Annotated in this window: 23 protein-coding genes, 2 tRNA genes and 1 rRNA gene; 18 read left to right on the top strand and 8 right to left on the bottom strand. The window is 59.8% G+C overall.

Features of this window, described 5'->3' with window-relative positions:
* Positions 1-64: 64 nt before the first annotated feature.
* Entirely contained in the window at positions 65-958 is an 894-nt protein-coding gene (gene gluQRS, locus BLU52_RS20500; RefSeq protein ID WP_090286339.1) for a tRNA glutamyl-Q(34) synthetase GluQRS, read from the bottom strand.
* A gap of 204 nt (positions 959-1,162) precedes the next feature.
* Positions 1,163-1,606, bottom strand: a complete 444-nt coding sequence (gene dksA, locus BLU52_RS20495) for an RNA polymerase-binding protein DksA (protein WP_090286337.1) — start codon at positions 1,604-1,606, stop codon at positions 1,163-1,165.
* 333 nt (positions 1,607-1,939) lie between these two features.
* Between dksA and BLU52_RS20490 the strand changes: the two genes are divergently transcribed.
* Together BLU52_RS20490 and sfsA are read left to right on the top strand one after the other, a co-directional pair.
* Positions 1,940-3,109, top strand: coding sequence for a pyridoxal phosphate-dependent aminotransferase (locus BLU52_RS20490; RefSeq protein ID WP_090286335.1), 1,170 nt, complete (start codon positions 1,940-1,942; stop codon positions 3,107-3,109).
* Positions 3,109-3,822, top strand: a complete 714-nt coding sequence (gene sfsA / locus BLU52_RS20485) for a DNA/RNA nuclease SfsA (protein WP_090286331.1) — start codon at positions 3,109-3,111, stop codon at positions 3,820-3,822. Before BLU52_RS20490 ends, sfsA begins: the two co-directional genes overlap by 1 nt.
* On the opposite strand, the gene BLU52_RS20480 is transcribed toward sfsA, so the two are convergent.
* Complete coding sequence (locus BLU52_RS20480) at positions 3,819-4,136, bottom strand: Rieske (2Fe-2S) protein (RefSeq protein WP_090286329.1); 318 nt, start codon at positions 4,134-4,136, stop codon at positions 3,819-3,821. The genes sfsA and BLU52_RS20480 overlap by 4 nt on opposite strands.
* 164 nt (positions 4,137-4,300) lie before the next feature.
* On the opposite strand from BLU52_RS20480, the gene BLU52_RS20475 reads away from it, so the two are divergent.
* From BLU52_RS20475 to BLU52_RS20460, 4 genes are read left to right on the top strand one after another with little or no spacing between them, the layout of a single operon-like run.
* A complete protein-coding gene (locus tag BLU52_RS20475; RefSeq protein WP_090286327.1) occupies positions 4,301-5,173 on the top strand; it encodes a heme/hemin ABC transporter substrate-binding protein in 873 nt (290 codons plus the stop codon).
* A 50-nt stretch (positions 5,174-5,223) separates the two neighbouring features.
* Positions 5,224-6,207: a FecCD family ABC transporter permease gene (locus tag BLU52_RS20470; protein ID WP_167359938.1), complete on the top strand. Its 984-nt coding sequence runs from the start codon at positions 5,224-5,226 to the stop codon at positions 6,205-6,207.
* Positions 6,207-6,974, top strand: a complete 768-nt coding sequence (locus BLU52_RS20465; protein WP_090286323.1) for a heme ABC transporter ATP-binding protein — start codon at positions 6,207-6,209, stop codon at positions 6,972-6,974. The genes BLU52_RS20470 and BLU52_RS20465 overlap by 1 nt, the downstream gene beginning before the upstream one ends.
* 21 nt (positions 6,975-6,995) lie before the next feature.
* A complete protein-coding gene (locus BLU52_RS20460) occupies positions 6,996-7,844 on the top strand; it encodes a ChaN family lipoprotein (RefSeq protein WP_090286321.1) in 849 nt (282 codons plus the stop codon).
* A gap of 227 nt (positions 7,845-8,071) precedes the next feature.
* Here BLU52_RS20460 and BLU52_RS20455 read toward each other — a convergent pair whose 3' ends face one another.
* The 4 genes from BLU52_RS20455 to BLU52_RS20440 form a co-directional block, all read right to left on the bottom strand.
* Complete coding sequence (locus BLU52_RS20455; protein ID WP_090286319.1) at positions 8,072-8,872, bottom strand: Crp/Fnr family transcriptional regulator; 801 nt, start codon at positions 8,870-8,872, stop codon at positions 8,072-8,074.
* 16 nt (positions 8,873-8,888) lie between these two features.
* The gene (locus BLU52_RS20450) at positions 8,889-9,161 is read right to left on the bottom strand and encodes a TfoX/Sxy family protein (protein ID WP_016773175.1); all 273 of its coding nucleotides are present in this window, start codon (positions 9,159-9,161) and stop codon (positions 8,889-8,891) included.
* Between the two features lie 287 nt (positions 9,162-9,448).
* Positions 9,449-9,793, bottom strand: a complete 345-nt coding sequence (locus BLU52_RS20445) for a pentapeptide repeat-containing protein (protein WP_090286317.1) — start codon at positions 9,791-9,793, stop codon at positions 9,449-9,451.
* A gap of 91 nt (positions 9,794-9,884) precedes the next feature.
* Positions 9,885-11,441: a bifunctional aminoglycoside phosphotransferase/ATP-binding protein gene (locus BLU52_RS20440; protein WP_090286315.1), complete on the bottom strand. Its 1,557-nt coding sequence runs from the start codon at positions 11,439-11,441 to the stop codon at positions 9,885-9,887.
* A gap of 116 nt (positions 11,442-11,557) precedes the next feature.
* Here BLU52_RS20440 and mrcB point away from each other — a divergent pair, with 116 nt between their 5' ends.
* The 3 genes from mrcB to BLU52_RS20425 are packed head-to-tail and all read left to right on the top strand — an operon-like array spanning position 11,558 to position 14,983.
* Positions 11,558-13,882 carry a penicillin-binding protein 1B gene (gene mrcB, locus BLU52_RS20435; protein ID WP_090286313.1) on the top strand — a complete coding sequence of 775 codons (2,325 nt, stop codon included), beginning with the start codon at positions 11,558-11,560 and terminating at the stop codon, positions 13,880-13,882.
* Between the two features lie 16 nt (positions 13,883-13,898).
* Complete coding sequence (locus BLU52_RS20430) at positions 13,899-14,648, top strand: tetratricopeptide repeat protein (RefSeq protein WP_090286311.1); 750 nt, start codon at positions 13,899-13,901, stop codon at positions 14,646-14,648.
* Positions 14,648-14,983 (top strand): YqcC family protein, encoded by a 336-nt coding sequence (locus tag BLU52_RS20425; protein ID WP_090286309.1) that lies wholly within the window; start codon positions 14,648-14,650, stop codon positions 14,981-14,983. The genes BLU52_RS20430 and BLU52_RS20425 overlap by 1 nt, the downstream gene beginning before the upstream one ends.
* Before the next feature lie 19 nt (positions 14,984-15,002).
* Here BLU52_RS20425 and BLU52_RS20420 read toward each other — a convergent pair whose 3' ends face one another.
* Entirely contained in the window at positions 15,003-15,419 is a 417-nt protein-coding gene (locus BLU52_RS20420; protein ID WP_090286307.1) for a DUF4124 domain-containing protein, read from the bottom strand.
* 399 nt (positions 15,420-15,818) lie between these two features.
* On the opposite strand from BLU52_RS20420, the gene BLU52_RS20415 reads away from it, so the two are divergent.
* The 9 genes from BLU52_RS20415 to BLU52_RS20370 all read left to right on the top strand — a co-directional run bounded on the left by BLU52_RS20415 (position 15,819) and on the right by BLU52_RS20370 (position 24,114).
* Positions 15,819-17,543, top strand: coding sequence for an acetolactate synthase 3 large subunit (locus tag BLU52_RS20415; protein WP_090288639.1), 1,725 nt, complete (start codon positions 15,819-15,821; stop codon positions 17,541-17,543).
* Positions 17,544-17,545: 2 nt separating this feature from the next.
* Entirely contained in the window at positions 17,546-18,037 is a 492-nt protein-coding gene (gene ilvN / locus BLU52_RS20410) for an acetolactate synthase small subunit (protein ID WP_003176102.1), read from the top strand.
* A gap of 46 nt (positions 18,038-18,083) precedes the next feature.
* On the top strand, positions 18,084-19,100 hold the full coding sequence (gene ilvC, locus BLU52_RS20405; protein ID WP_003228216.1) for a ketol-acid reductoisomerase: 1,017 nt from the start codon (positions 18,084-18,086) through the stop codon (positions 19,098-19,100).
* A 148-nt stretch (positions 19,101-19,248) separates the two neighbouring features.
* The gene (gene pssA, locus BLU52_RS20400; RefSeq protein WP_090286305.1) at positions 19,249-20,106 is read left to right on the top strand and encodes a CDP-diacylglycerol--serine O-phosphatidyltransferase; all 858 of its coding nucleotides are present in this window, start codon (positions 19,249-19,251) and stop codon (positions 20,104-20,106) included.
* Between the two features lie 63 nt (positions 20,107-20,169).
* Complete coding sequence (gene msrP, locus BLU52_RS20395; protein WP_090286303.1) at positions 20,170-21,183, top strand: protein-methionine-sulfoxide reductase catalytic subunit MsrP; 1,014 nt, start codon at positions 20,170-20,172, stop codon at positions 21,181-21,183.
* Complete coding sequence (gene msrQ / locus BLU52_RS20390) at positions 21,183-21,806, top strand: protein-methionine-sulfoxide reductase heme-binding subunit MsrQ (protein WP_090286301.1); 624 nt, start codon at positions 21,183-21,185, stop codon at positions 21,804-21,806. The genes msrP and msrQ overlap by 1 nt, the downstream gene beginning before the upstream one ends.
* 485 nt (positions 21,807-22,291) lie before the next feature.
* Positions 22,292-23,828 (top strand): 16S ribosomal RNA (locus BLU52_RS20380).
* A gap of 123 nt (positions 23,829-23,951) precedes the next feature.
* Positions 23,952-24,028, top strand: a tRNA-Ile gene (locus BLU52_RS20375).
* A gap of 10 nt (positions 24,029-24,038) precedes the next feature.
* Positions 24,039-24,114, top strand: a tRNA-Ala gene (locus BLU52_RS20370).
* Positions 24,115-24,127 lie beyond the last annotated feature (13 nt).

Raw genomic sequence — 24,127 nt, 5'->3', positions numbered from 1 at the left:
TTTTATGCGCGTGCCCGAAAACGTGCGGCGATGGTAACGGATGGGCGCGTGACTGCAAGGGGCGTCATTGCAGTTGCGCCTCGGGCAGGGTCAGTGTGCGCGGGATCTGCGTGGCATCCCAGTGCGCGCGGCCCCAGTCGAGCAGTTCACGCGGCGACGCGTGGGCGAGTTCAGCGCCGGGGTTCTGTCCCAACGCGCGCAGGGCTCGCAGCAATAACGGTGTGGCCTGATCGGCCGCAAGCGGCGGCGAGCGGTAGGACTTGCCGAGTTTGTTGCCGTCCGGCTGGGTGATCAGCGGCAGGTGCAGGTAGCGTGGCTGACGCAGGCCGAGCAATTCCTGCAGATACAACTGGCGCGGCGTCGAGTCGAGCAGGTCGGCGCCGCGCACGATGTCGGTGATGCCTTGCCAGGCGTCATCCAGCACCACCGCCAGTTGATAGGCGTAGAGCCCGTCGCGACGACGAATCACGAAATCGCCGACATCCCGGCCCAGGTGCTGGCGATACTCGCCCTGCACGCGGTCGATGAAGTGATATTCCAGCTCCGGCACACGCAGGCGGATCGCCGCGTCCTGTTGATCATGACCGGCATTGCGACAAAAGCCCGGATAAATGCCCTTGTACGGTTCGAGCTGTTTGCGCGAACACGTGCAGGCGTAGGCCAAACCATGATTGAACAGGCTGTTGAGCACTTCGGCGTAGGCGTCGTGGCGATCGCTCTGACGCACCATCTCGCCGTCCCATTCGAAACCGTAACTCTCCAGCGCCTTGAGAATCGCCGCTTGCGCACCGGGTTCTTCGCGCGGTGGATCAAGATCTTCCATGCGCACCAGCCAGCGCCCGCCGACCGAACGCGCGTCCAGGTAAGAGGCGAGGGCGGCGACCAGCGAACCGAAGTGCAAGTGGCCACTGGGGGTCGGGGCGAAGCGGCCGATGTAGGCGGGGGGGTTGGCAGTCATGAAAGCGAAGCTACTTTTCAGGGAATATGCAGGTCAACCTGTAGGCCTTCGCCTGCTCGCGATAGCGGTGTGACATTCAACAAAAATATTGACTGATCCATCGCTATCGCGAGCAGGCTCACTCCTACAAAAAACAAAGGCAGAAGCAAAAGGCAGAAACAAAAACGGAGCGTTCGCACGCTCCGTTTTTCGTTCAGGTCGCAATCACTTGCCGACCTGTTTTTCCTTGATTTCCGCCAGGGTCTTGCAGTCGATGCACAGATCCGCCGTCGGGCGGGCTTCGAGGCGCTTGACGCCGATCTCGATGCCGCAGGATTCGCACCAGCCGTATTCTTCGTCCTGAATCAGCTCAAGCGTCTTGTCGATCTTCTTGATCAGCTTGCGCTCGCGGTCGCGGGCGCGCAGTTCAAGAGCGAATTCTTCTTCCTGGCTGGCACGGTCGGCCGGGTCAGGGAAGTTGGCCGCTTCGTCTTTCATGTGATCAACCGTACGGTCGACTTCCTGCATCAGGTCCTGTTTCCACTTGTTCAGGATCTTGGTGAAGTGCGCGCGCATCGGGGCGCCCATGTACTCTTCGCCCGGCTGCGGAACGTAAGGTTCGAAGCCGCTGATCGTCGATTGCTGCTGTTGCTTTGCTTGGGTGGGCATGAAATGGACCGCCTCTACTCTTGTAATCCATTGCGCAGGATTGCTCCATCACCGACACCTGCCGGCCCTGCGGCTGCAAGCGGGCGAACTTACCAGATCAAATCAGCCTGCGCTACTCCCGGATGTCGAGCCCCCGGCGGGTGGCGCTTGCAGATGTTGGGCAAGCCGTGTCTGTGGGAATGGAGACCTGTTCAATCACTGATTTTAGTCAATCCTGGAGCGTACGTTCAGATCGTTACAGTCCAGCGTTCTTGAGGCTGTGACCTTCACGGCTTCTCGCTCGTTCCGGCAGACAGGTAGAATCGTCTCTTTTTTCCCGTCGAAGGCATTTCAATGGCCCCCTACAGTGCGCGCAGTCGTGCGATCGAACCGTTTCATGTGATGGCGCTGCTGGCGCGGGCCAATGAATTGCAGGCCGCCGGGCACGACGTGATCCATCTCGAGATCGGCGAGCCGGACTTCACTACCGCCGAGCCGATCATCCGTGCGGGGCAAGCGGCGCTGACGGCGGGCAAGACCCGCTACACCGCGGCGCGCGGGATTCCTGAGTTGCGTGAGGCAATCGCCGGGTTCTATCAATCGCGGTACGGGCTGAACATCGACCCGCGGAGGATTCTGATCACCCCGGGCGGCTCCGGTGCGCTGCTGCTGGCCAGTGCGTTGCTGGTCGATCCGGGCAAGCACTGGCTGCTGGCTGACCCCGGCTACCCGTGTAACCGGCATTTTCTGCGACTGGTCGAGGGCGCAGCGCAACTGGTCCCGGTCGGGCCGGACGTGCGTTATCAACTGACCCCCGATCTGGTCGCGCGGCATTGGGACCGCGACAGCGTCGGCGCATTGGTCGCGTCGCCGGCCAACCCGACCGGGACGATTCTGACGCGCGATGAACTGGCCGGGTTATCCACCGCCATCAAGGCGCGTCACGGTCATTTGGTGGTGGACGAGATCTATCACGGCCTGACGTACGGCACCGATGCCGCCAGCGTTCTGCAAGTGGATGACGGTGCGTTCGTGCTCAACAGCTTCTCCAAGTATTTCGGCATGACCGGTTGGCGCCTCGGCTGGCTGGTCGCGCCGGACGCAGCGGTCAGCGAACTGGAGAAACTTGCGCAAAACCTCTACATCAGCGCGCCGAGCATGGCGCAGCATGCGGCTCTGGCCTGTTTTGAGCCGGCGACGATCGCGATATTCGAAGAGCGCCGCGCCGAATTCGGCCGTCGCCGCGATTACCTTTTGCCAGCGTTGCGTGAGCTGGGCTTCAACATTGCCGTCGAGCCTGAAGGGGCGTTTTATCTGTATGCCGATATCAGCCAGTTCGGCGGCGATGCCTTCGCGTTCTGCCAGCATTTCCTCGAAACCGAGCACGTTGCCTTCACGCCGGGTCTGGATTTTGGCCGTCACCAGGCCAGCCACCACGTGCGTTTTGCCTATACGCAAAACCTTGATCGCTTACAGGAAGCGGTGGAGCGTATTGCCCGTGGTCTGAAGAGCTGGCAAGGCTGATGCGTTTTTATCCACAGCTTGAAGAAGCGCGCTTGATCCGCCGGTACAAACGTTTTCTCGCTGACATCGAAACCGTTAGCGGCGAGTTGCTGACCATCCACTGCCCGAACACCGGGTCGATGCTTAATTGTCAGGTCGAGGGCGGGCAGGTCTGGTTCAGCCGCTCGAACGACCCGAAGCGCAAGTTGCCCGGCACCTGGGAGATCGGCGAAACGCCGCAGGGGCGCTTGTTCTGTGTGAATACCGCACGGGCCAACGGGCTGGTCGAAGAAGCCTTGCAGGCCGGGATCATCACCGAGTTGAACGGCTTTACCGCGTTGAAGCGCGAAGTCGCCTACGGGCAGGAAAAAAGCCGCATCGACTTTCGCCTCGAATACCCGAGCGGCCCGGCTTATATCGAAGTGAAGAGCGTCACCCTGGGTTTCGACGGGACGGCGGTGGCGGCGTTTCCCGATGCTGTGACCCAGCGTGGTGCCAAGCACCTGCGCGAGCTGGCGCATCTGGCGCGGGACGGCATTCGTGCGGTGCAGCTGTATTGCGTAAACCTGACCGGCATCGAAGCCGTGCGCCCGGCCGAGGAAATCGATTCGGCCTATGCCGAGGCGTTGCGCGAAGCGATCGCCTGCGGCGTGGAGGTGCTGGCTTATGGCGTGCGCCTGGATCATGAGGAAATGGTCATCGACCGCCGACTTGATGTGCGGCTTAACGGTTAAACATCGATCCAGACGCCTTGCGCGTCTTCCAGGCATTGAATCGCCGTCAGCGCTTGCCCGGCACATGGACCGGCGACGCATTCACCGTCCTCGATCAGAAACAGTGCGCCGTGGGTGGCGCACTGGATCAGGCTGTTGCTCGGGTCGAGAAACTGGTCAGGTTGCCATTCCAGCCCGACGCCACGGTGCGGGCAGCGATTGAGATAGACATACACCTGCCCGCCACGGCGCACGGCAAACAGTTTGGTGCCGTCTATTTCGAAGCCGCGACTGCTGGCTTCGGCCAGCTCATCGCCAGCGCAGAGAAACTTCATGGCTATCCTCAAGAGTCTGCTCGTGTCTGGATATGTCCGAGCTTGACGTTTAAATGCAAACAATTATCAAATGGCGACCCTCTCCCGCAGGGAGTCTGGCAGTTGTCGAGGATACTTGGCTCGCTCTGCGGATGCCCGGGAAACCTTGTTCAAGGAAGCTGTGTATGCGCCTGAGTATCCGCGTTGCTGCGCTGTGTGTCGGCTGGCTGTTCAGTCATCACGCGGTCGCGGCTGATTTGCCGCAACGCTGGGTCAGCGCCGGCGGTGCACTGTCGGAGTGGGTCAGCGCGCTGGGCGGCGAGGCGAAACTGGTCGGCGTCGATACCACCAGCCAGCATCCGCAATCGCTCAAAGCGCTGCCGAGCATCGGTTATCAGCGCAGTCTTTCCGCCGAGGGCATTCTCAGCCTGCGCCCGGACATTCTCATCGGCACCGAAGAAATGGGCCCGCCGCCGGTGCTGGCTCAGGTCAGGGCAGCCAGGGTCCGCGTGGAGCTGTTTTCCGCACAAGCGGATCTGCCGACGCTGACGCAAAACCTCACTCATCTGGGCCAGTTGCTGGGCGCCGAGGCGCAGGCGAAGCAACTGCTGCAAACTTATCAACAGCAACTCGATGCGCAACAGACGCGGGTGGCTCAGGCGCAAACCGCACAAAAAGCCCCGGGCGTGCTGCTGTTGCTCGGTCACGCAGGAGGCAAACCGCTGATAGCCGGCAAGGACACCGCCGCCGATTGGCTGCTGCAACAGGCAGGCGGGCGTAACCTGGCGACCCACAGCGGTTACAAACCGTTTTCGGTGGAATCGCTCGCCAGCCTCGATCCCGAAGTGCTGGTGTTCGCCGACCGCGCGCTGAGTGGCGAGGCGGCGAAAACCGCGCTGTTCAAGGAGAACCCGATTCTCAATTCCAGCCGCGCGGCCAAGGCCGGGCGGGTGATGCAGCTGGATCCGACGCTGCTGGTCGGCGGACTCGGGCCGCGCTTGCCGGCTGCGCTGAAAACCCTGACTGACGGTTTTTATCCGGCCAAGGGCGGCCAATGACCCCACTGGTCAAACCGCGCGGCCTGTTCATCGGCCTGACGCTGCTGTGTCTGTTGGCGACCTGGTTGTCGTTGGCGCTGGGGCCGGTCAGCTTGCCGCTGTTCGACACCTTGCGCGCAGCGTTGCGCCTGCTGGGCGTGCCGCTGGCGCCAGACGGCCTGGAACAGGCTGAACTGATCCTCGGGCAGATTCGTCTGCCGCGCACCTTGCTCGGTCTGGCGGTGGGCGGCGTGCTGGCGTTGTCCGGCGTGGCGATGCAGGGCTTGTTTCGCAATCCACTGGCCGATCCGGGATTGGTCGGCGTTTCCAGTGGCGCGGCGCTCGGGGCGGCGATTGCGATTGTCGGTGGCGCGGTATTTGGCGATGTGCCAGAGAGTTTTGCACCCTATCTGCTGTCGGTGTGCGCGTTTCTCGGCGGGCTCGGGGTAACGGCGCTGGTCTATCGACTCGGTCGGCGCAACGGTCAGACCCACGTCGCAACGATGTTACTGGCGGGCATCGCACTGACGGCGCTGGCCGGCTCGGCCGTCGGCCTGTTCACCTATCTGGCGGATGACGCGACCCTGCGCACGCTGACTTTCTGGAACCTCGGCAGCCTCAATGGCGCCAGTTACGCGCGGCTGTGGCCGTTGCTGATCATCAGTGCGGCTGTGGCGGTGTGGCTGCCGCGCCGGGCCAAGGCCTTGAACGCGTTGTTGCTCGGCGAGTCGGAGGCCGGGCATTTGGGTATCGACGTCGAGCGGCTCAAGCGTGAACTGGTGTTCTGCACCGCGCTGGGTGTCGGCGCGGCGGTGGCGGCGGCGGGCATGATCGGTTTCGTCGGGCTGGTGGTGCCGCACCTTGTGCGACTGCTGGCCGGGCCGGACCATCGGGTGCTGTTGCCGGCCTCGGTGCTGGCCGGTGGCAGCCTGTTATTGCTCGCCGATCTGGTGGCGCGGCTGGCGCTGGCGCCGGCGGAATTGCCGATCGGTATCGTCACGGCGTTCATTGGCGCGCCATTCTTTCTCTATCTGCTGCTGCGAGGGCGGGCCTGATGCTGCGTGCGCACAATCTGCAGATTCAGCGCGGGCGCAAAACCGTGCTCGATGAGGTCACGCTACAACTCGAAGCGGGCGAAGTGCTCGGTGTCCTCGGCCCGAACGGTGCGGGCAAAAGCACTTTGCTCGGCGCGTTGTGCGGCGAGTTGGCCGCCAGCGCGGGCGAGGTGTTGCTCGATGGCAAGCGGTTGTATGACTGGGCGCGAAGCCAGCGTGCGCAACGCTTGGCAGTCTTGCCGCAGGTTTCGACGCTGGACTTTGCCTTCCGGGTCGAAGAAGTGGTGGGCATGGGCCGCTTGCCTTATCAAAGCGGCCGCGTGCGTGACGAGGAAATCATCGCCGCGGCGTTGGCGGCGGCCGATGCCGGGCATCTGAGCGGGCGCAGTTATCTGGCGTTGTCCGGTGGCGAGCGTCAGCGTGTGCATCTGGCGCGGGTGCTGGCGCAACTCTGGCCGGGGCAGGCCGGGCAAACGCTGTTGCTCGACGAGCCGACGTCGATGCTTGATCCCCTGCATCAACACACCACCTTGCAGGCGGTTCGCGAGTTTGCCGATCGCGGCGCTGCAGTGCTGGTGATCCTGCATGATCTCAACCTCGCAGCGCGTTACTGTGACCGCATCCTGCTGCTGGAAAACGGCCGACCGTTGGCCCTGGATACGCCGGAGCAGGTACTGCAGCCGGATACACTGCAAGCGGTGTTCGGACTGGAAGTGCTGGTGCAGCCGCATCCGGAGCGCGGCCATCCGCTGATCATCGCCCGCTGACTGAATCGTCGAGGTGTGTGCATGCGAGGACTGTGGTTATTGATGCTGGTGTTGCTGGCAGGGTGTCAGCACGCTGTTGCGCCAGCGCCGGTCAGTGGCGAGATTCGCGACCTGCACACCGGTGAAGTGCTGACCGCAGAGCAACTGGTGAGGCGTCTCGCGAGGCCCGAGCGACTGATCATCGGTGAGCAGCATGACAATGCCGATCACCACGCTGCGCAGTTATGGCTGCTGCAAGCGCTCGGCGAGCAGCGCCAGCAGGGCAGTCTGCTGCTCGAAATGCTCACGCCGGATCAGCAGCCGAAAGTGGCTGACGCGCGTCAGATGGCGGAATCCGCCGCTGTTGCCAAAGCGCTGGACTGGCAGGACGGCTGGGACTGGGCGCTCTATGGGCCGATCGTGCGCTTCGCGCTCTCGCAACCGCATCCGCTGCTGGCGGCCAATCTCGACGATAACGAAATCCGTGCTGTTTATCGCCAGGCTCCGGCGTTGAGCGGTGCGCGCAGCAACGCGGCATCGGTGCAGGACAAACTGCTGCGACAGATCAGCGATTCCCACTGCGGCTTGCTGCCCGAATCGCAAATGCCGGCGATGCTGGCGGTTCAGCAACAGCGCGATCGGCGCATGGCTGAACGGCTGCTCGCGGCGCCCACGCCCTCAATCCTTCTGGCTGGCGCGTGGCATGCGCGCAAGGACGCCGGCGTGCCGCTGCATGTTCTCGATCTGGGCGCGGCCAAGGAGTCTACGGTGCTGATACTGGCCGAACAGGGCGACGCGGTGACGGCTGCGATGGCCGATTATGTCTGGTACACGCCTTCTACGGCCAAGCCGGATTACTGCGAACAGATGCGTCAACAGTTCGGCAAATGACTTTTTTGCGGGCAAAAAAAGACCCGGTAAGAACCGGGTCAAATAACCGTGATTAGCCTGATGAGGAGATAATCTGAGAGTCCGAACCAAGGGCTTTTCAGAATATCGACTGATCTCGCGACCAGTTGTGATAATCATAGCGATTCTCATTAGCGCGTCAACCACTGATTTGCCGTTTTTACGATTTAGTCGGGTAAATGGCCGGAATACCGCGTGAATTCGGGGCTTCAGCGTTGGCCTTCAGCCACCGTGGAGGGGGCGATCTGCCGATTCAATTGCCCGATGCGCCGCGCCATGCTTTCGATCAGGCTGTGAGCGATCTTCGGATTGGTGCGGGTCATGCTCAGAAACTGATCACCGGGAATCATCATCACTGTACTCGAGACGCGCGCGATTACCGTGGCGTTGCGCGGCTCGCCAGTGAAGATCGCCATGGCACCGAAGATCTCGTCCCTGGGCACGTCACCGACCTTGTGCCCGTCGACAAATGCTTCGGCATGCCCGTCGATGATCACAAACACATGATCGGCAACGTCACCCTGCCTGATCAGGATTTCCCCCGCCGCGACTCGTTTGAAACCGTTGCTGCTGCGAAATTCGCGCGGTTTCAGCTCCGCTACGGCGTGGGCGAGAATCGCCAGGTGGCCCTGCAGATACTCGACGAACTGCTGCGCTCTGCCTGCGTCAGCGAACAGATGCCGAAACACCTCCTCGCGGCGGTAAGGCTGCAAACGCAGCGGCGCATCGCAGCACCAGTGACAATCAGCCCAGACATCATCCTGCTGCAGACCAATCAAATCGCCTTCCTGCCAGTAAAACAGCGGTCGCGCACCGATGCAGCCATTGATCACGCCATCAATCAGCAGAAACAACTGTTCCGCGGGCAGCAGGGGCAGCAAGTCATCCGTTGCATCGACCTGCAAAACCGGCCCGCAAGGTGCGAGATCTCGCAACCACTGCACGGGCAGGCTTTGCAAACGGTTGATCATTGCATCGGTACGTGCCGATTGTTCGCCCAGTAAATACATGACGGTCGCTGCCCGTTCAGTTCTTGTGACGCGCGGAAATGGCTTCGAGCTGCTTGTTCAGAGCGTCCTTGCGTTCGGCGGGGATGTCGTTCCAGTGCACATCCATCAGCGCGCCTTCGATCGCATACAACAACACCTTCGATGCACGAAACCCGCGGGTACGCACGGCCCGGTAGGCGTCCACTGCGCCGAGCCGACGCAAGTCCGAGGCGCTGTGGATGCCCACGGCATGCAGCCATTGCGCCGACGTCTTGCCAAGATTTTTCAGGTGTTGCAGTTCATCATTCATCAAGCCTCCTTGCGACGGCCGAATGGTGCGTGGGCGAGCTTCTCAGGAGTGTAGCCATCAGTAGGAAAAGCGTGGTTGTTTGGTCGGATTCGACGCAAATGCTTCTAAGAAAGGGTGCTTGAAGGGCCTGCGAGCGCAGAAAGGAGGGGGAACACAAATCAATGTAGGAGTGAGCCTGCTCGCGATAGCGGACGGGCAGGCAATCTATTTGTTGAATGTGAAGCCGCTATCGCGAGCAGGCTCACTCCTACAGTGGATGGCGCGGTGTCAGCAAGAAAATGGGGCTGTCAGCGTGTGCGATAGCGCAAGCGCGTGCCGAAATTCATCGACATCAGAATTTCGTCGGCGCTCAGCTCCGGCGGGAAGTAGGCACCGGAAATTTGCGCGTGGGCCAGGCTTGCGCCTTCAAGCTGCGCGTTACGGAAGTCGATGCCACGCAAATCGGCGGAACGGAAATACGCGTCGCGGAAATTCACGCCATCGGCATTCAACTCGCGCAGATCGAGACCGCGGAAATCGCCGCCGACCATGTCGATCGGGCCGTCCTGCGGACGCTCCTTGTTGAAACCGTTGATGTCGTCTTTGTGCAGCAAGGCATACAGCGGGGTATCGAGAAGTTTCGGCTGGCTCATGTCAGATCACCTGTTGGTTTTATGACGCCAGTATAGTGCCACTATTTGACGGCCGTGAAGCGAGCGAGGGCTTCACGGCCGAAATAGTTTCTTACAGGCCTGGCAGGCGCTGACGAATCTGCGCGACCACGGTGTCGAGCGTGCCGGATTCATTGGTCTGCACGCGTTTGCTGCGCAGAATCTCTTCCGGCGTCAGCGCTTCGCGATTGGCCTGTTGCGCTTCGATCACCGCCAAGGTGGCGTCGGACGGGTCCTTCTGGTCGGCCTGACGCACCGCCAGCCAGCTCTCGATCACCGCTTGCGGCGCGTTGCAATCGAGGATCAGGAACGGCGTGCCGGTGGCCTCAGCGATTTTCGCGGCGTTGTCGCGTTGCTCGCGTTTCAGGTAAGTGGCGTCGATCACCACCGGGAAACCGGCGTGCAGGATCACTTCGGCGATTTCGTGCAGGCGCGCATAGGTCGCGGCGCTGGCATCGGCGCTGTAAATCCCGGCCTGTACGTCGTTGGTGACGGTCTGCTCGCCGAACAGGCGCTTGCGCTCGACGTCCGAACGCAGGCGGATCGCACCCAGTGCCTCGACCAGGCGCATGGCCACGTGGCTTTTACCAACGGCGGAAACACCGTGGGTGATCGCCATGAAGCGCGAAGGAATAGTGCTGTAGCTTTCCGCCAGGTTGGCGTAGTTGCGGTACTGGCGCAGGGTGGTGGCGCGCTGCACGGCGGTTGCGTCCGCCGGCATGCTGAACAGCGCGACCTTGGCGCGGACCAGCGCGCGGTAGGCTTTATAGAAGTTCAGCACTTCCAGGCCCTGATAGTCGCCGGTCAGTTCCAGATACTGGCTGATGAAACGTCGAGCCAGGGATTTCAGGCCGCGGTCTTCCAGGTCCATCGCGAGGAAACCGGTGTCGGCCCAGACGTCAGTGAAACGGAACGGCTCGTTGAACTCGATGCAGTCGAAGATCACCACGTTGCCGTCGATGACCGTGGCGTTGCCCAAGTGGATGTCACCGTGGCATTCACGGGTAAAACCCGCGGCCTTGCGCTCGGCGAACAGTGGCTTGAGACGCTCGAAGCTGCTTTCGGCCCAGGCTTTCAGCGCCTCGAGTTGCAGCAGGTCGTTTTTGTCGCTGAGAAACGGCAGGATCTGGTCGAAGTTCTGCGCGACCGGCGCCATTACGCTGTCCGGGGTGCCGGCGTCGTGCTCGGTCGGGACTTTCGGCGCGTTGAGGTGGAAGCGGGCAATCTGCTCGGCCATCGCATCGATGTGCTGGGTGGTCAGCTCGCCGTTGGCTTGCAGGGTGCTGAGCAGGCCAGTCTGCGGGAACTGACGCATTTTCAGCACGTATTCGATCGGTGCACCGTCGCCACCCAGTTGTGGCGCCTCAACGCTGCCGGTGACTGGCAACACTTCCAGATACAAATCTTCAGTCAGGCGCTGGTTGAGACGCAGCTCTTCGGCGCAGAAATGCGCGCGGGATTCGAGGCCGGTGAAGTCGAGGAAGCCGAAATTCACCGGCTTCTTCACTTTATAGGCAAAGGGGCCGGTGAGGATCACCCACGAGATGTGGGTTTCGATGACCTGAAATCCTTCGACAGGGTGCGGGTAGAGGGCCGGGTTTTGCAGGGCAGCGATCAGGGACTGGCTCACGGGCGATCCTTCAGAGACGGGGAAATTCGAGGTCGCCATTATGGCCGCTTGCCCGCCGGACGCAAACCTCTGAGGGTGCCTGTTGAGGATCGATAAAGTGCGTATAATCCGCCGCCATGACTCGATCCCGATCCCCCCGTACCAAGAAAAAACCACCGTCCAAGGGCCTGAGCCCGTGGCTGAGCTGGGCCATCAAACTCAGTCTGGTCGGCCTTGTCGTGCTGGCCGGCTTCGCCGTTTACCTCGATGCCGTGGTGCAGGAGAAGTTCTCCGGCAAGCGCTGGACCATCCCGGCCAAGGTATACGCGCGCCCGCTCGAGCTGTTCGTCGGACAGAAGCTCAGCAAGGACGATTTCCTCACCGAACTCGATGCCCTCGGCTATCGCCGCGAAGCCGTGAGCAATGGCCCCGGCGCTGCTGCCGTCAGCGGCAACACGGTTGACCTGAATACCCGTGGCTTCCAGTTCTACGAAGGCCTGGAAAAACCGCAACCGGTGCGCGTGCGTTTCTCCGGCGATTACGTCGCCGAGCTGTCGGCGACCAACGGCTCCAAACTGTCGGTGGTGCGTCTGGAACCGCTGCTGATCGGCGGCATTTATCCGAAAAATCTTGAAGACCGTATTCTGATCAAGCTCGATCAGGTACCGCCGTATCTGCTCGAAACCCTGGTCGCCGTCGAAGACCGCGATTTCTACAGCCATTGGGGCGTGTCGCCGAAATCGATCGCCCGTGCGGTGTGGGTCAACACCTCTGGCGGCAAGATGACCCAGGGCGGCAGTACCCTGACCCAGCAGTTGGTGAAGAACTTCTATCTGACCAGCGAACGCAGCCTGACCCGCAAGCTCACCGAAGCGATGATGGCGATGTTGCTGGAGCTGCATTACGACAAGAAGGAAATCCTTGAGGCCTACCTCAACGAAGTCTTCGTCGGGCAGGACGGTCAACGTGCGGTGCATGGTTTCGGTCTGGCCAGCCAGTTCTTCTTCGGCCAGCCATTGTCCGAGCTGAAGCTGCATCAAGTGGCGTTGCTGGTTGGCATGGTCAAGGGCCCGTCCTACTACAACCCGCGCCGTAATCCGGAGCGCGCGCTGGAGCGCCGTAACCTGGTGCTCGACGTGCTTGCACAGCAGGGCGTAGCGACGCCGGAGCAGGTTGAGGCGGCGAAGAAAATGCCGCTGGGCGTGACCACTCGCGGCAAGCTGGCCGACAGCTCGTACCCAGGCTTCATCGATCTGGTCAAACGTCAGTTGCGTGAGGATTACCGCGACGAAGACTTGACCGAAGAAGGCCTGCGCATCTTCACCAGTTTTGACCCGATTCTGCAGATGAAGGCCGAAGCCTCGGTCAACGACACCTTCAAACGTCTGTCGGGACGCAAAGGCTCCGATGACGTTGAAGCGGCAATGGTCGTGACCAACCCGGAAACCGGCGAAGTCCAGGCGATGATCGGCAGCCGTCAGGCCAGTTACGCCGGCTTCAACCGCGCGCTGGATGCGGTGCGGCCGATCGGTTCGTTGATCAAACCGGCGGTTTATCTGACCGCGCTGGAAAAACCGAGCCAGTACACCCTGACCAGTTGGCTGTCGGATGAGCCGTTGTCGGTCAAAGGCGCGAACGGCCAGGTGTGGAAGCCGCAGAACTACGATCGCCGCTCCCATGGCACCGTGTTCCTCTATCAAGGGCTGGCGCATTCCTACAACCTGTCGACCTCGCGTCTGGGCCTGGAAGTCGGTGTGCCGAACGTGCTCAAGACTCTCGGTCGCCTCGGTGTAACCCGCGAGTTCCCGGCGTTCCCGTCGATGCTTCTCGGTGCTGGCGGCATGACCCCGATCGAAGTGGCGACCATGTACCAGACGCTGGCCAACGGAGGCTTCAACACGCCGATGCGCGGGATTCGCAGCGTACTGACCGCCGAAGGCGAGCCGCTCAAGCGTTATCCGTTCCAGATTCAACAGCGTTTCGACCCGGCCTCCATCTATCTGATCCAGAACGCCATGCAGCGCGTGATGCGTGAAGGTACCGGCAGTTCGGTTTATAACGTGCTGCCAAAGACCCTGACGCTGGCCGGCAAGACCGGTACCAGTAACGATTCGCGCGACAGCTGGTTCGCCGGATTCAGTCAGGACCTGCTGGCCGTGGTCTGGCTGGGCCGCGACGACAACGGCAAGACGCCGTTCACCGGGGCGACCGGTGCGTTGCAGGTCTGGACCAGTTTCATGCGCAAGGCCGATCCGCTGCCGCTGGACATGCCGCAGCCGGACAACGTCGTGCAGGCCTGGGTCGATTCGCGCACAGGGCAAGGCTCCGATGCCAACTGCCCCGGCGCGGTACAGATGCCGTATATTCGCGGCAGCGAACCGCCACCCGGCGCCGCGTGTGCAAGCGAAACGCCTGCCTCGCCGGAGTCGGTGATGGATTGGGTCAAGGGCTGGATGAATTAAGCAAAGAGGGTTTCAAGTGAACAAGTGGTTGATTCCAGCGGTGACCGCCGTGGCTTTGCTCAGCGGCTGTTCCACCGTACAGCGTGGTTCGATTCCCGTAGTCGACTCCGGCACAGCGGTGTCCAACAGCGAGCGTATCGGTGCCAACGGCGGTTTCCGTCAGACGACGGTCAAGCGCCCGGTGCAGGGCCAGACCCAGGCCATTCCGCAAGGCGATACCGGTGTAGTGGTGATGGTGCCGGGCGGCGGCGCGGCCGTGTCGACACCGATCAGCTCTTCGCCAATCGTTCCGGGCCCGGCATCCGGCGGTATCACATCGGGGCCGTACAACCCGTCGGCGGTCGAATCGGCGCCAGTCAACGCCGGTAGCTACAGCATGCCGTCGACGCCGAGCGGTATTCCTTCCGCGAGCAGCGGCGGTGGCTTGTCAGCCGATGAGCAGCTGGACGGCCCGGTGCTGGCCCTGCTGACCACTGCACAACAGCAGCAGGCCGGTGGCGACCTCAACGGTGCATCGTCGAGTCTGGAGCGCGCCCAGCGCGTTGCGCCGCGTGAGCCGCAAGTGCTTTATCGCCTCGCGCAGGTGCGCATGGCTCAGGGCGATGCGCCGCAAGCCGAGCAATTTGCCCGTCGTGCGCTGACCATGGCCAACGGTCGTCCGGATCTACAAGCCAGCCTGTGGGAGTTGATCGCTCAGGCCCGTGAGAAACAAGGCGATTCCGCCGGCGCCACGCTGGCCCGGCAGAAGGCCAAGGTCTCGCTGTAATGGATGCCCGTTTCCCGGAAGTCGCCGATCAGTTGCTGCTGATCGAGCGTGAGCTGCGCGCCCAGGGCTGGTGGGACGAGGTTGAGCCTTCGGCCGAAGCCCTGAGCAGTGTCGAGCCGTTTTCCGTCGATACGCTGGACTTTGAGCAGTGGCTTCAGTGGATCTTCTTGCCGCGCATGAAGATGATTCTGGAGCAGGATCTGCCGTTGCCGAATGCCTCGGGGATTCAGGAAATGGCCGAGATGGTCTTCGCCCAGCGCAACCTTGGGGGCAAGGATCGCCAGTTGCAGGTGCTGCTCAAAGAGTTCGACCTGCTGATCACCGCCTCACGCTGACCCGCAGAACTGCCAGTGATCACTGGCAGTTCTGCTCAATCTGCTTCTGCGCTTCGGCGATGCGCTCCTGACGCTGCGCATCGTCAAGCCGCTTCAACTGTCCTTCGACCTCTTCTCGTAAACGCGGATTGTTTTGCAGCTGCGCAAGGTTGGTCCGTGCCTGCTCACAAAACGCGTGGAGCTGCGCCTGTTGCTCGGCTACCTGCTTTTTGACCTTGTCGTTGATCGCTTTCTGATCGCCGAGTACTCCGCTGCCCGGAATGGCCGAAGGTTTTGCCGGTGGCGAGGAGGGCGTTTGCACGGTGGTCGATGGCTGGCCCGCAGGCGGCTGCGCATCGAAGTGGGTGACGCCCTGGGCATCGACCCATTTGTAGATTTGAGCGGCCGAGCACCACGGGCTTAGGCCGATCAGCAGAGTGAGGAGAAGCGTTCGCATGCTGATTCCTTGGCAAAATTGCGCAATTGACGCTAACAGAGTAGCGCTTTTCAGGTTTTTTCTTGCGTTCTCATGTGCTTACCCACAATTAACCACACAGACGACTTGACTTGCAGAGGGCGAAACAGAAGAATCCAAAGTCCGCTGTAGAGGGACTGCCAGAAGCAGACCCACTCGGTAGATCATGAGGCGCACATCCGCGCCGACCTGTTACACCCGCAACGCGTTACCTCGCGCTGGGTGGGAAAGGCCCGCAACACTTGGGACGATCCCAATACTTGCTCAGTCAGTGCTGACGTAGTCGGCGACCACCGTCGCTCATGCTCTGCCGAGAAGTAAACCTATTAAGACCCGCCCCTTTTTTGTGGACGGTATTCTGGCGTTTTAGAGGTGAACAACGTGGAGCTTTTATCTGGCGGTGAGATGCTCGTCCGCTTTTTGCGTGACGAAGGCGTCAAATATATCTACGGGTACCCGGGTGGTGCTCTCCTGCATGTTTACGATGCCCTGTTCAAAGAACCGGAAGTGACTCACATCCTGGTTCGTCACGAGCAAGCGGCAACCCATATGGCTGACGGCTACGCCCGTGCCACCGGTAAAGCCGGTGTGGTATTGGTGACTTCCGGTCCGGGCGCCACAAACGCCATCACCGGTATCGCCACTGCCTATATGGACTCGATTCCAATGGTGATCATTTCCGGTCAGGTGCCCAGCACCATGGTCGGCACCGACGCGTTCCAGGAAACCGACATGATCGGTATCTCTCGGCCGATCGTGAAGCACAGCTTCATGATCAAGCACGCCTCGGAAATCCCGGAAGTCATGAAGAAGGCGTTCTACCTGGCGCAATCCGGTCGTCCGGGCCCGGTCGTGGTCGATATCCCGAAAGACATGACCAACCCGGCCGAGAAGTTCGAATACATCTTTCCGAAAAAAGCCAAGCTGCGTTCCTACAGCCCGGCCGTTCGCGGTCACTCCGGGCAAATCCGCAAGGCAGCCGAAATGCTCCTGGCGGCCAAGCGTCCGGTGCTGTACTCCGGCGGTGGCGTGATTCTCGGCAACGGTTCCGCACCGCTGACCGAACTGGCAAAAATGCTTAACCTGCCGGTGACCAACACGCTGATGGGCCTGGGCGGCTTCCCCGGCACCGATCGCCAGTTCATCGGCATGCTCGGCATGCACGGCAGCTACACCGCCAACCTGGCGATGCACCATGCCGACGTGATTCTCGCCGTCGGCGCACGTTTCGACGACCGCGTGATCAATGGCCCGGCGAAGTTTTGCCCGAACGCCAAGATCATCCACATCGACATCGACCCGGCGTCGATCTCCAAGACCATCAAGGCCGACGTGCCAATCGTTGGCCCGGTCGAGAGTGTCCTGACCGAGATGGTCGCGATCCTCAAGGAAATCGGCGAGACCCCGAACAAGGAGTCCGTGGCCAGCTGGTGGAAGCAGGTCGATGAATGGCGCGGCGATCGCGGCCTGTTTCCTTACGAAAAGGGTGATGGCAGCAAGATCAAGCCGCAGACCGTAATCGAAACCCTGTGCGAAGTGACCAAGGGCGATGCCTTTGTGACCTCCGACGTCGGTCAGCACCAGATGTTCGCGGCGCAGTACTACACGTTCAACAAGCCGAACCGCTGGATCAACTCCGGTGGTCTGGGCACGATGGGCTTCGGTCTGCCGGCGGCGATGGGCATCAAGCTGAGCTTCCCGGACGACGACGTTGCCTGCGTCACCGGCGAAGGCAGCATCCAGATGAACATCCAGGAACTGTCGACCTGCCTGCAATACGGCTTGCCGGTGAAAATCGTCATCCTCAACAACGGTGTGCTGGGCATGGTTCGCCAGTGGCAGGACATGAGCTACGGCAGCCGTCACTCGCACTCCTACATGGAATCGCTGCCGGACTTCATCAAGCTGGCTGAAGCCTACGGCCACGTTGGCGTACGCATCACCGAATCGAAAGACTTGAAGTCGAAGATGGCAGAAGCGTTCGCCATGAAGGATCGCCTGGTGATCATCGATGTTTCGGTCGACACCAGCGAGCACGTCTATCCGATGCAGATCAAAGACGGCTCGATGCGCGATATGTGGTTGAGCAAGACGGAGCGTACTTAATCATGCGGCACATTATTTCCTTGCTTCTGGAAAACGAACCTGGCGCTCTGTCTCGCGTAGTCGGCCTGTTCTCGCAGCGCAACTACAACATCGAAAGCCTGACCGTGGCCCCGACCGAAGACCCGACCTTGTCGCGTCTGACGCTGACCACCGTGGGCCACGATGAAGTCATCGAGCAGATAACCAAAAACCTGAACAAGCTGATCGAAGTGGTCAAGCTGGTGGACCTGTCGGAAAGCGCTCACATCGAGCGTGAGCTGATGCTGGTCAAGGTCAAGGCCACTGGCGCCCAGCGCGCCGAGATCAAACGCACCACCGATATTTACCGCGGACAGATCGTCGATGTCAGCGCCAGCGTTTATACCGTTCAATTGACCGGTACCAGCGACAAGCTCGACAGCTTCATTCAGTCCATCGGCACCGCATCGATTCTGGAAACCGTCCGTAGCGGCGTGACCGGCATCGCCCGCGGCGACAAAGTACTCAGCATCTAAACCAAATTAGCGCATGGCCTGAATGGCCGGATATAAGGGGAAATTCATGAAAGTTTTCTACGATAAAGACTGCGACCTGTCGATCATCCAGGGCAAGAAAGTTGCCATCATCGGTTACGGTTCCCAGGGCCACGCCCAGGCGTGCAACCTGAAAGACTCCGGTGTCGACGTTACCGTTGGTCTGCGTAAAGGTTCGGCCACTGTTGCCAAAGCCGAAGCCCACGGCCTGAAAGTGACCGACGTGGCTTCCGCTGTTGCTGCAGCCGACCTGGTCATGATCCTGACCCCGGACGAGTTCCAGTCCTCGCTGTACAAGAATGAAATCGAGCCGAACATCAAGAAAGGCGCCACCCTGGCCTTCTCCCACGGCTTCGCGATTCACTACAACCAGGTTGTGCCGCGCGCCGACCTCGACGTGATCATGATCGCGCCGAAGGCTCCAGGCCACACCGTACGTTCCGAGTTCGTCAAGGGCGGTGGTATCCCTGACCTGATCGCGATCTACCAGGACGCCTCGGGCAACGCCAAGAACGTTGCACTGTCCTACGCAGCCGGCGTTGGCGGCGGTCGTACCGGCATCATCGAAACCACCTTCAAGGACGAGACCGAAACCGACCTGTTCGGCGAACAAGCCGTTCTGTGCGGCGGTACCGTTGAGCTGGTCAAGGCCGGTTTCGAAACCCTGGTTGAGGCTGGCTACGCGCCGGAAATGGCCTACTTCGAGTGCCTGCACGAACTGAAACTGATCGTTGACCTCATGTACGAAGGCGGTATCGCCAACATGAACTACTCGATCTCCAACAACGCTGAATACGGCGAGTACGTGACGGGGCCGGAAGTGATCAACGCCGAATCCCGTCAGGCCATGCGCAACGCCCTGAAACGTATTCAGGACGGCGAATACGCCAAAATGTTCATCAGCGAAGGCGCAACCGGCTACCCTTCGATGACCGCCAAGCGTCGTAACAACGCCGCTCACGGTATCGAGATCATCGGCGAGCAACTGCGCTCCATGATGCCGTGGATCGGTGCCAACAAGATCGTCGACAAAGCCAAAAACTAAGTCGTCGTTGCTTGTACGAAAAACGCGGCCTCGGCCGCGTTTTTTCGTTTGAGGCGGTGGTTCTGGTATAAAGCTGCATCGTTTGTGGCCGAACTGTCGTCCTCAAGCCTCTGTCGAATTTTTTCCAAACCGTTGCAAGGTAATGTCCATGAGCGAACGTCCCGAAGAGCCGAACAAGGCTTCTGACGCCGAAAGTCTGCTGCCCGTCGATGAACACATCGAAGAAGGGCACGACGCGGAAGGTCGTAAAGTCCGGCATCGTGGTATCTATCTGCTGCCGAACCTGTTCACCACTGCAAACCTGTTTGCAGGCTTCTATTCCATCATCAACTCGATGAGTGCCCAGGCTGCGTTGAGCGCCGGTGATTCGGCGAACGCGAGCAAGTATTTCGCTTTTGCCGCGATCGCGATTTTCGTCGCCATGGTGCTCGATGGCCTCGATGGTCGTGTGGCGCGCATGACCAATACGCAAAGTGCCTTCGGCGCCGAGTACGACTCGTTGTCGGACATGGTCGCGTTCGGTGTCGCCCCGGCGTTGCTGGCGTTCGGCTGGGCGCTGGGTGATATGGGCAAGGTTGGCTGGATGGTCGCCTTCATCTATGTAGCAGGCGCGGCGTTGCGTCTGGCGCGCTTCAACACTCAGGTCGGTACCGCTGACAAACGCTATTTCATCGGTCTGGCAAGTCCGGCGGCTGCCGGCGTCGTGGCCGGTATCGTCTGGGCGTTCAGCGATTACGGCATCCAGGGTTCGAAGATGTCGTTCCTGGTGGCGCTGATGGTCGCTGCGGCCGGCATGCTGATGGTCAGCAACATCAAGTACAACAGCTTCAAGGAGCTGGATCTGAAAGGACGCGTGCCGTTCGTGGCGATCCTGGCGGTGGTATTGGTGTTCGCCGTTGTGTTCAGCGATCCGCCGCGAATCCTGCTGCTGGTGTTCCTCGCCTATGCCGCTTCCGGGCCGGTGCAGTACCTGTTGCGTCTTCGTCGTCACAAAAACGCCGAGTGATGTAATTTCCCGCATACTCCGCAGTCAATGGGTGCATCAGTCCTCCAAAGCTGCGGAGTTGCCATGTTGATCAAAGTCCCTAAAGCGTCCGACTGCCATGAGTCGGATGTCACGCCTGAAGCCATTTATCTTTCGCGTCGCCAATTACTCGGAGCCACAGCGGCCGGCATTGCGATGAGCAGTCTGCCGCGTTGGGCCAGCGCCGATGATGCCGCGCGGTACGCCGATGTCGAGCCTGGCAAAGCGCCGGCCTGGTTTACCGAAAAGCTTCCTTCTACCCAGTGGGGCGCGGTTAATGTCAAGGATGAGGCGATCACGCCTTATAAAGACGCTACTCATTACAACAACTTCTATGAATTCGGTACGGACAAGGGCGATCCGGCAGCGAACGCCGGGTCGCTGAAAACCGAGCCGTGGAGCGTTGTGGTGGACGGGGAGGTGGGCAAGCCCGGACGTTATGCGCTGGAAGATTTCATGAAGCCGTATCAACTCGAGGAGCGCATCTACCGTCTGCGCTGTGTCGAGGCATGGTCGATGGTCATTCCGTGGATCGGCTTTCCGATCTCGGCATTGCTCAAGCAGGTCGAGCCGACCTCCAAGGCCAAGTACATCCGCTTCGAAACCCTGCAGGATCCGAAGAGCATGCCCGGGCAGCGCTCGGGTTTCGCCTTGATCGACTGGCCTTATGTCGAAGGCTTGCGACTGGACGAGGCGATGAATCCACTGGCGATCCTTGCGGTCGGGATGTATGGGCGCGAATTGCCCAACCAGAATGGCGCTCCGTTGCGTCTGGTGGTGCCGTGGAAATATGGCTTCAAGAGCGTAAAGTCCATCGTGCGCATCAGTCTGGTCAGCGAGCAGCCGAAGACCACCTGGCAAAGCATCGCCGCGAGTGAGTACGGCTTTTATGCCAATGTGAACCCGACCGTTGATCACCCGCGCTGGACGCAGGCACGCGAGCGACGTTTGCCGAACAGCCTGTTCAAACCGAACGTGCGTGATACGCAGATGTTCAACGGCTACGCGGATGAAGTCGCTTCTTTATATACAGGGCTCGATCTGCGGAAGAATTACTGATGCGGTTCCCGTACTGGCGGATAGGCGTGTTCATTGCTGCGGCCATCTGGCCGTTGCTGTGGTTGTATCAAGCTCTGGAGGATTCGCTGGGGCCTGATCCCGGCAAAGTCCTGGTTGATCGGCTGGGGCTGGGTACGTTGATCCTGCTGCTGATCACCTTGAGCATGACACCTCTGCAGAAGCTGACCGGGTGGGCGGGGTGGATTGCCGTGCGCCGGCAATTGGGGCTTTGGTGTTTCGCCTATGTGGTTTTGCATCTGAGCAGCTATCTGGCATTTATCCTCGGTTTCGATTGGTCGCAACTGGCGGTCGAATTACGCAAGCGGCCGTACATCATCGTTGGGGCTTTGGGTTTTCTTGGCTTGTTGGCACTGGCGGTGACGTCTAATCGTTACAGTCAGCGTCGACTGGGTATGCGCTGGAAGAAGTTGCATCGCTTGGTTTACGTGATTCTGGGCCTGGGTTTGCTGCATATGTTGTGGATCGTTCGTGCAGATCTCGAAGAATGGGCGATTTATGCATTTATAGGTGGCGTGCTGCTCGTTCTGCGTGTTCCGCCGGTGATGCGCAGAATCCCGCGTTTAAAAGCCGGGAAGGCGATTTTGCAAGAAAAGCGAAATTAACGGTTGACGGCAGATCTGAGGTGTCTATAATTCGCCCCACTTCCGGCGCGGTCGAAACGGAAAACTCCTTGAGATTCAACGAGTTAAGTAGGTTTCGGCAGTAAGTGGCTTCAGTTCATCGAAGCTCGAAAGGAAGTTGAAAAAGAGGTGTTGACAGCAGCGTGTAACGCTGTAGAATTCGCCTCCCGCTGACGAGAGATCGGAAGCGCAAGTGGTTGAAGTTGTTGAAGAAATCTTCGAAAGCTTCTGAAAATAATCACTTGACAGCAAATGAGGCTGCTGTAGAATGCGCGCCTCGGTTGAGACGAAAGATCTTAACCAACCGCTCTTTAACAACTGAATCAAGCAATTCGTGTGGGTGCTTGTGGAGTCAGACTGATAGTCAACAAGATTATCAGCATCACAAGTTACTCCGCGAGAAATCAAAGATGTAACCAACGATTGCTGAGCCAAGTTTAGGGTTTCTTAAAAACCCAAAGATGTTTGAACTGAAGAGTTTGATCATGGCTCAGATTGAACGCTGGCGGCAGGCCTAACACATGCAAGTCGAGCGGATGAAAGGAGCTTGCTCCTGGATTCAGCGGCGGACGGGTGAGTAATGCCTAGGAATCTGCCTGGTAGTGGGGGACAACGTTTCGAAAGGAACGCTAATACCGCATACGTCCTACGGGAGAAAGCAGGGGACCTTCGGGCCTTGCGCTATCAGATGAGCCTAGGTCGGATTAGCTAGTTGGTGAGGTAATGGCTCACCAAGGCGACGATCCGTAACTGGTCTGAGAGGATGATCAGTCACACTGGAACTGAGACACGGTCCAGACTCCTACGGGAGGCAGCAGTGGGGAATATTGGACAATGGGCGAAAGCCTGATCCAGCCATGCCGCGTGTGTGAAGAAGGTCTTCGGATTGTAAAGCACTTTAAGTTGGGAGGAAGGGTTGTAGATTAATACTCTGCAATTTTGACGTTACCGACAGAATAAGCACCGGCTAACTCTGTGCCAGCAGCCGCGGTAATACAGAGGGTGCAAGCGTTAATCGGAATTACTGGGCGTAAAGCGCGCGTAGGTGGTTCGTTAAGTTGGATGTGAAATCCCCGGGCTCAACCTGGGAACTGCATTCAAAACTGTCGAGCTAGAGTATGGTAGAGGGTGGTGGAATTTCCTGTGTAGCGGTGAAATGCGTAGATATAGGAAGGAACACCAGTGGCGAAGGCGACCACCTGGACTGATACTGACACTGAGGTGCGAAAGCGTGGGGAGCAAACAGGATTAGATACCCTGGTAGTCCACGCCGTAAACGATGTCAACTAGCCGTTGGGAGCCTTGAGCTCTTAGTGGCGCAGCTAACGCATTAAGTTGACCGCCTGGGGAGTACGGCCGCAAGGTTAAAACTCAAATGAATTGACGGGGGCCCGCACAAGCGGTGGAGCATGTGGTTTAATTCGAAGCAACGCGAAGAACCTTACCAGGCCTTGACATCCAATGAACTTTCCAGAGATGGATTGGTGCCTTCGGGAACATTGAGACAGGTGCTGCATGGCTGTCGTCAGCTCGTGTCGTGAGATGTTGGGTTAAGTCCCGTAACGAGCGCAACCCTTGTCCTTAGTTACCAGCACGTTATGGTGGGCACTCTAAGGAGACTGCCGGTGACAAACCGGAGGAAGGTGGGGATGACGTCAAGTCATCATGGCCCTTACGGCCTGGGCTACACACGTGCTACAATGGTCGGTACAAAGGGTTGCCAAGCCGCGAGGTGGAGCTAATCCCATAAAACCGATCGTAGTCCGGATCGCAGTCTGCAACTCGACTGCGTGAAGTCGGAATCGCTAGTAATCGTGAATCAGAATGTCACGGTGAATACGTTCCCGGGCCTTGTACACACCGCCCGTCACACCATGGGAGTGGGTTGCACCAGAAGTAGCTAGTCTAACCTTCGGGGGGACGGTTACCACGGTGTGATTCATGACTGGGGTGAAGTCGTAACAAGGTAGCCGTAGGGGAACCTGCGGCTGGATCACCTCCTTAATCGACGACATCAGCTGCTCCATGAGCTCCCACACGAATTGCTTGATTCATTGAAGAAGACGATAGAAGCAGCTTTAAGCTCCAAGCTGATAGCTCCAGGCTAACAGTTACGCGCTCGAAATTGGGTCTGTAGCTCAGTTGGTTAGAGCGCACCCCTGATAAGGGTGAGGTCGGCAGTTCGAATCTGCCCAGACCCACCAATTTTGTTATGGGGCCATAGCTCAGCTGGGAGAGCGCCTGCCTTGCACGCAGGAGGTCAGCGGTTCGATCCCGCTTGGCTCCACCATATAAACTGCTTC

Origin of the sequence: Pseudomonas granadensis (assembly GCF_900105485.1) — a bacterium.
In the GTDB taxonomy this organism is placed as follows: domain Bacteria; phylum Pseudomonadota; class Gammaproteobacteria; order Pseudomonadales; family Pseudomonadaceae; genus Aquipseudomonas; species Aquipseudomonas granadensis.
Note: the sequence above shows the minus strand (reverse complement) of the source record. Positions and strands in the feature narration are given on the sequence as shown.

What these genes read in the sequence shown, in the direction of transcription:
- BLU52_RS20425 (WP_090286309.1), top strand. Translation starts at nt 14,648, where the DNA reads ATGGATGCCCGTTTCCCGGAAGTCGCCGATCAGTTGCTGCTGATCGAG.
- msrP (WP_090286303.1), top strand. Translation starts at nt 20,170, where the DNA reads ATGTTGATCAAAGTCCCTAAAGCGTCCGACTGCCATGAGTCGGATGTC.
- BLU52_RS20450 (WP_016773175.1), bottom strand. Translation starts at nt 9,161, where the DNA reads ATGAATGATGAACTGCAACACCTGAAAAATCTTGGCAAGACGTCGGCG.
- BLU52_RS20480 (WP_090286329.1), bottom strand. Translation starts at nt 4,136, where the DNA reads ATGAAGTTTCTCTGCGCTGGCGATGAGCTGGCCGAAGCCAGCAGTCGC.
- gluQRS (WP_090286339.1), bottom strand. Translation starts at nt 958, where the DNA reads ATGACTGCCAACCCCCCCGCCTACATCGGCCGCTTCGCCCCGACCCCC.
- BLU52_RS20465 (WP_090286323.1), top strand. Translation starts at nt 6,207, where the DNA reads ATGCTGCGTGCGCACAATCTGCAGATTCAGCGCGGGCGCAAAACCGTG.
- BLU52_RS20475 (WP_090286327.1), top strand. Translation starts at nt 4,301, where the DNA reads ATGCGCCTGAGTATCCGCGTTGCTGCGCTGTGTGTCGGCTGGCTGTTC.
- BLU52_RS20460 (WP_090286321.1), top strand. Translation starts at nt 6,996, where the DNA reads ATGCGAGGACTGTGGTTATTGATGCTGGTGTTGCTGGCAGGGTGTCAG.
- BLU52_RS20420 (WP_090286307.1), bottom strand. Translation starts at nt 15,419, where the DNA reads ATGCGAACGCTTCTCCTCACTCTGCTGATCGGCCTAAGCCCGTGGTGC.
- dksA (WP_090286337.1), bottom strand. Translation starts at nt 1,606, where the DNA reads ATGCCCACCCAAGCAAAGCAACAGCAGCAATCGACGATCAGCGGCTTC.
- pssA (WP_090286305.1), top strand. Translation starts at nt 19,249, where the DNA reads ATGAGCGAACGTCCCGAAGAGCCGAACAAGGCTTCTGACGCCGAAAGT.
- ilvC (WP_003228216.1), top strand. Translation starts at nt 18,084, where the DNA reads ATGAAAGTTTTCTACGATAAAGACTGCGACCTGTCGATCATCCAGGGC.
- BLU52_RS20445 (WP_090286317.1), bottom strand. Translation starts at nt 9,793, where the DNA reads ATGAGCCAGCCGAAACTTCTCGATACCCCGCTGTATGCCTTGCTGCAC.
- sfsA (WP_090286331.1), top strand. Translation starts at nt 3,109, where the DNA reads ATGCGTTTTTATCCACAGCTTGAAGAAGCGCGCTTGATCCGCCGGTAC.
- msrQ (WP_090286301.1), top strand. Translation starts at nt 21,183, where the DNA reads ATGCGGTTCCCGTACTGGCGGATAGGCGTGTTCATTGCTGCGGCCATC.
- mrcB (WP_090286313.1), top strand. Translation starts at nt 11,558, where the DNA reads ATGACTCGATCCCGATCCCCCCGTACCAAGAAAAAACCACCGTCCAAG.
- BLU52_RS20455 (WP_090286319.1), bottom strand. Translation starts at nt 8,872, where the DNA reads ATGTATTTACTGGGCGAACAATCGGCACGTACCGATGCAATGATCAAC.
- BLU52_RS20490 (WP_090286335.1), top strand. Translation starts at nt 1,940, where the DNA reads ATGGCCCCCTACAGTGCGCGCAGTCGTGCGATCGAACCGTTTCATGTG.
- ilvN (WP_003176102.1), top strand. Translation starts at nt 17,546, where the DNA reads ATGCGGCACATTATTTCCTTGCTTCTGGAAAACGAACCTGGCGCTCTG.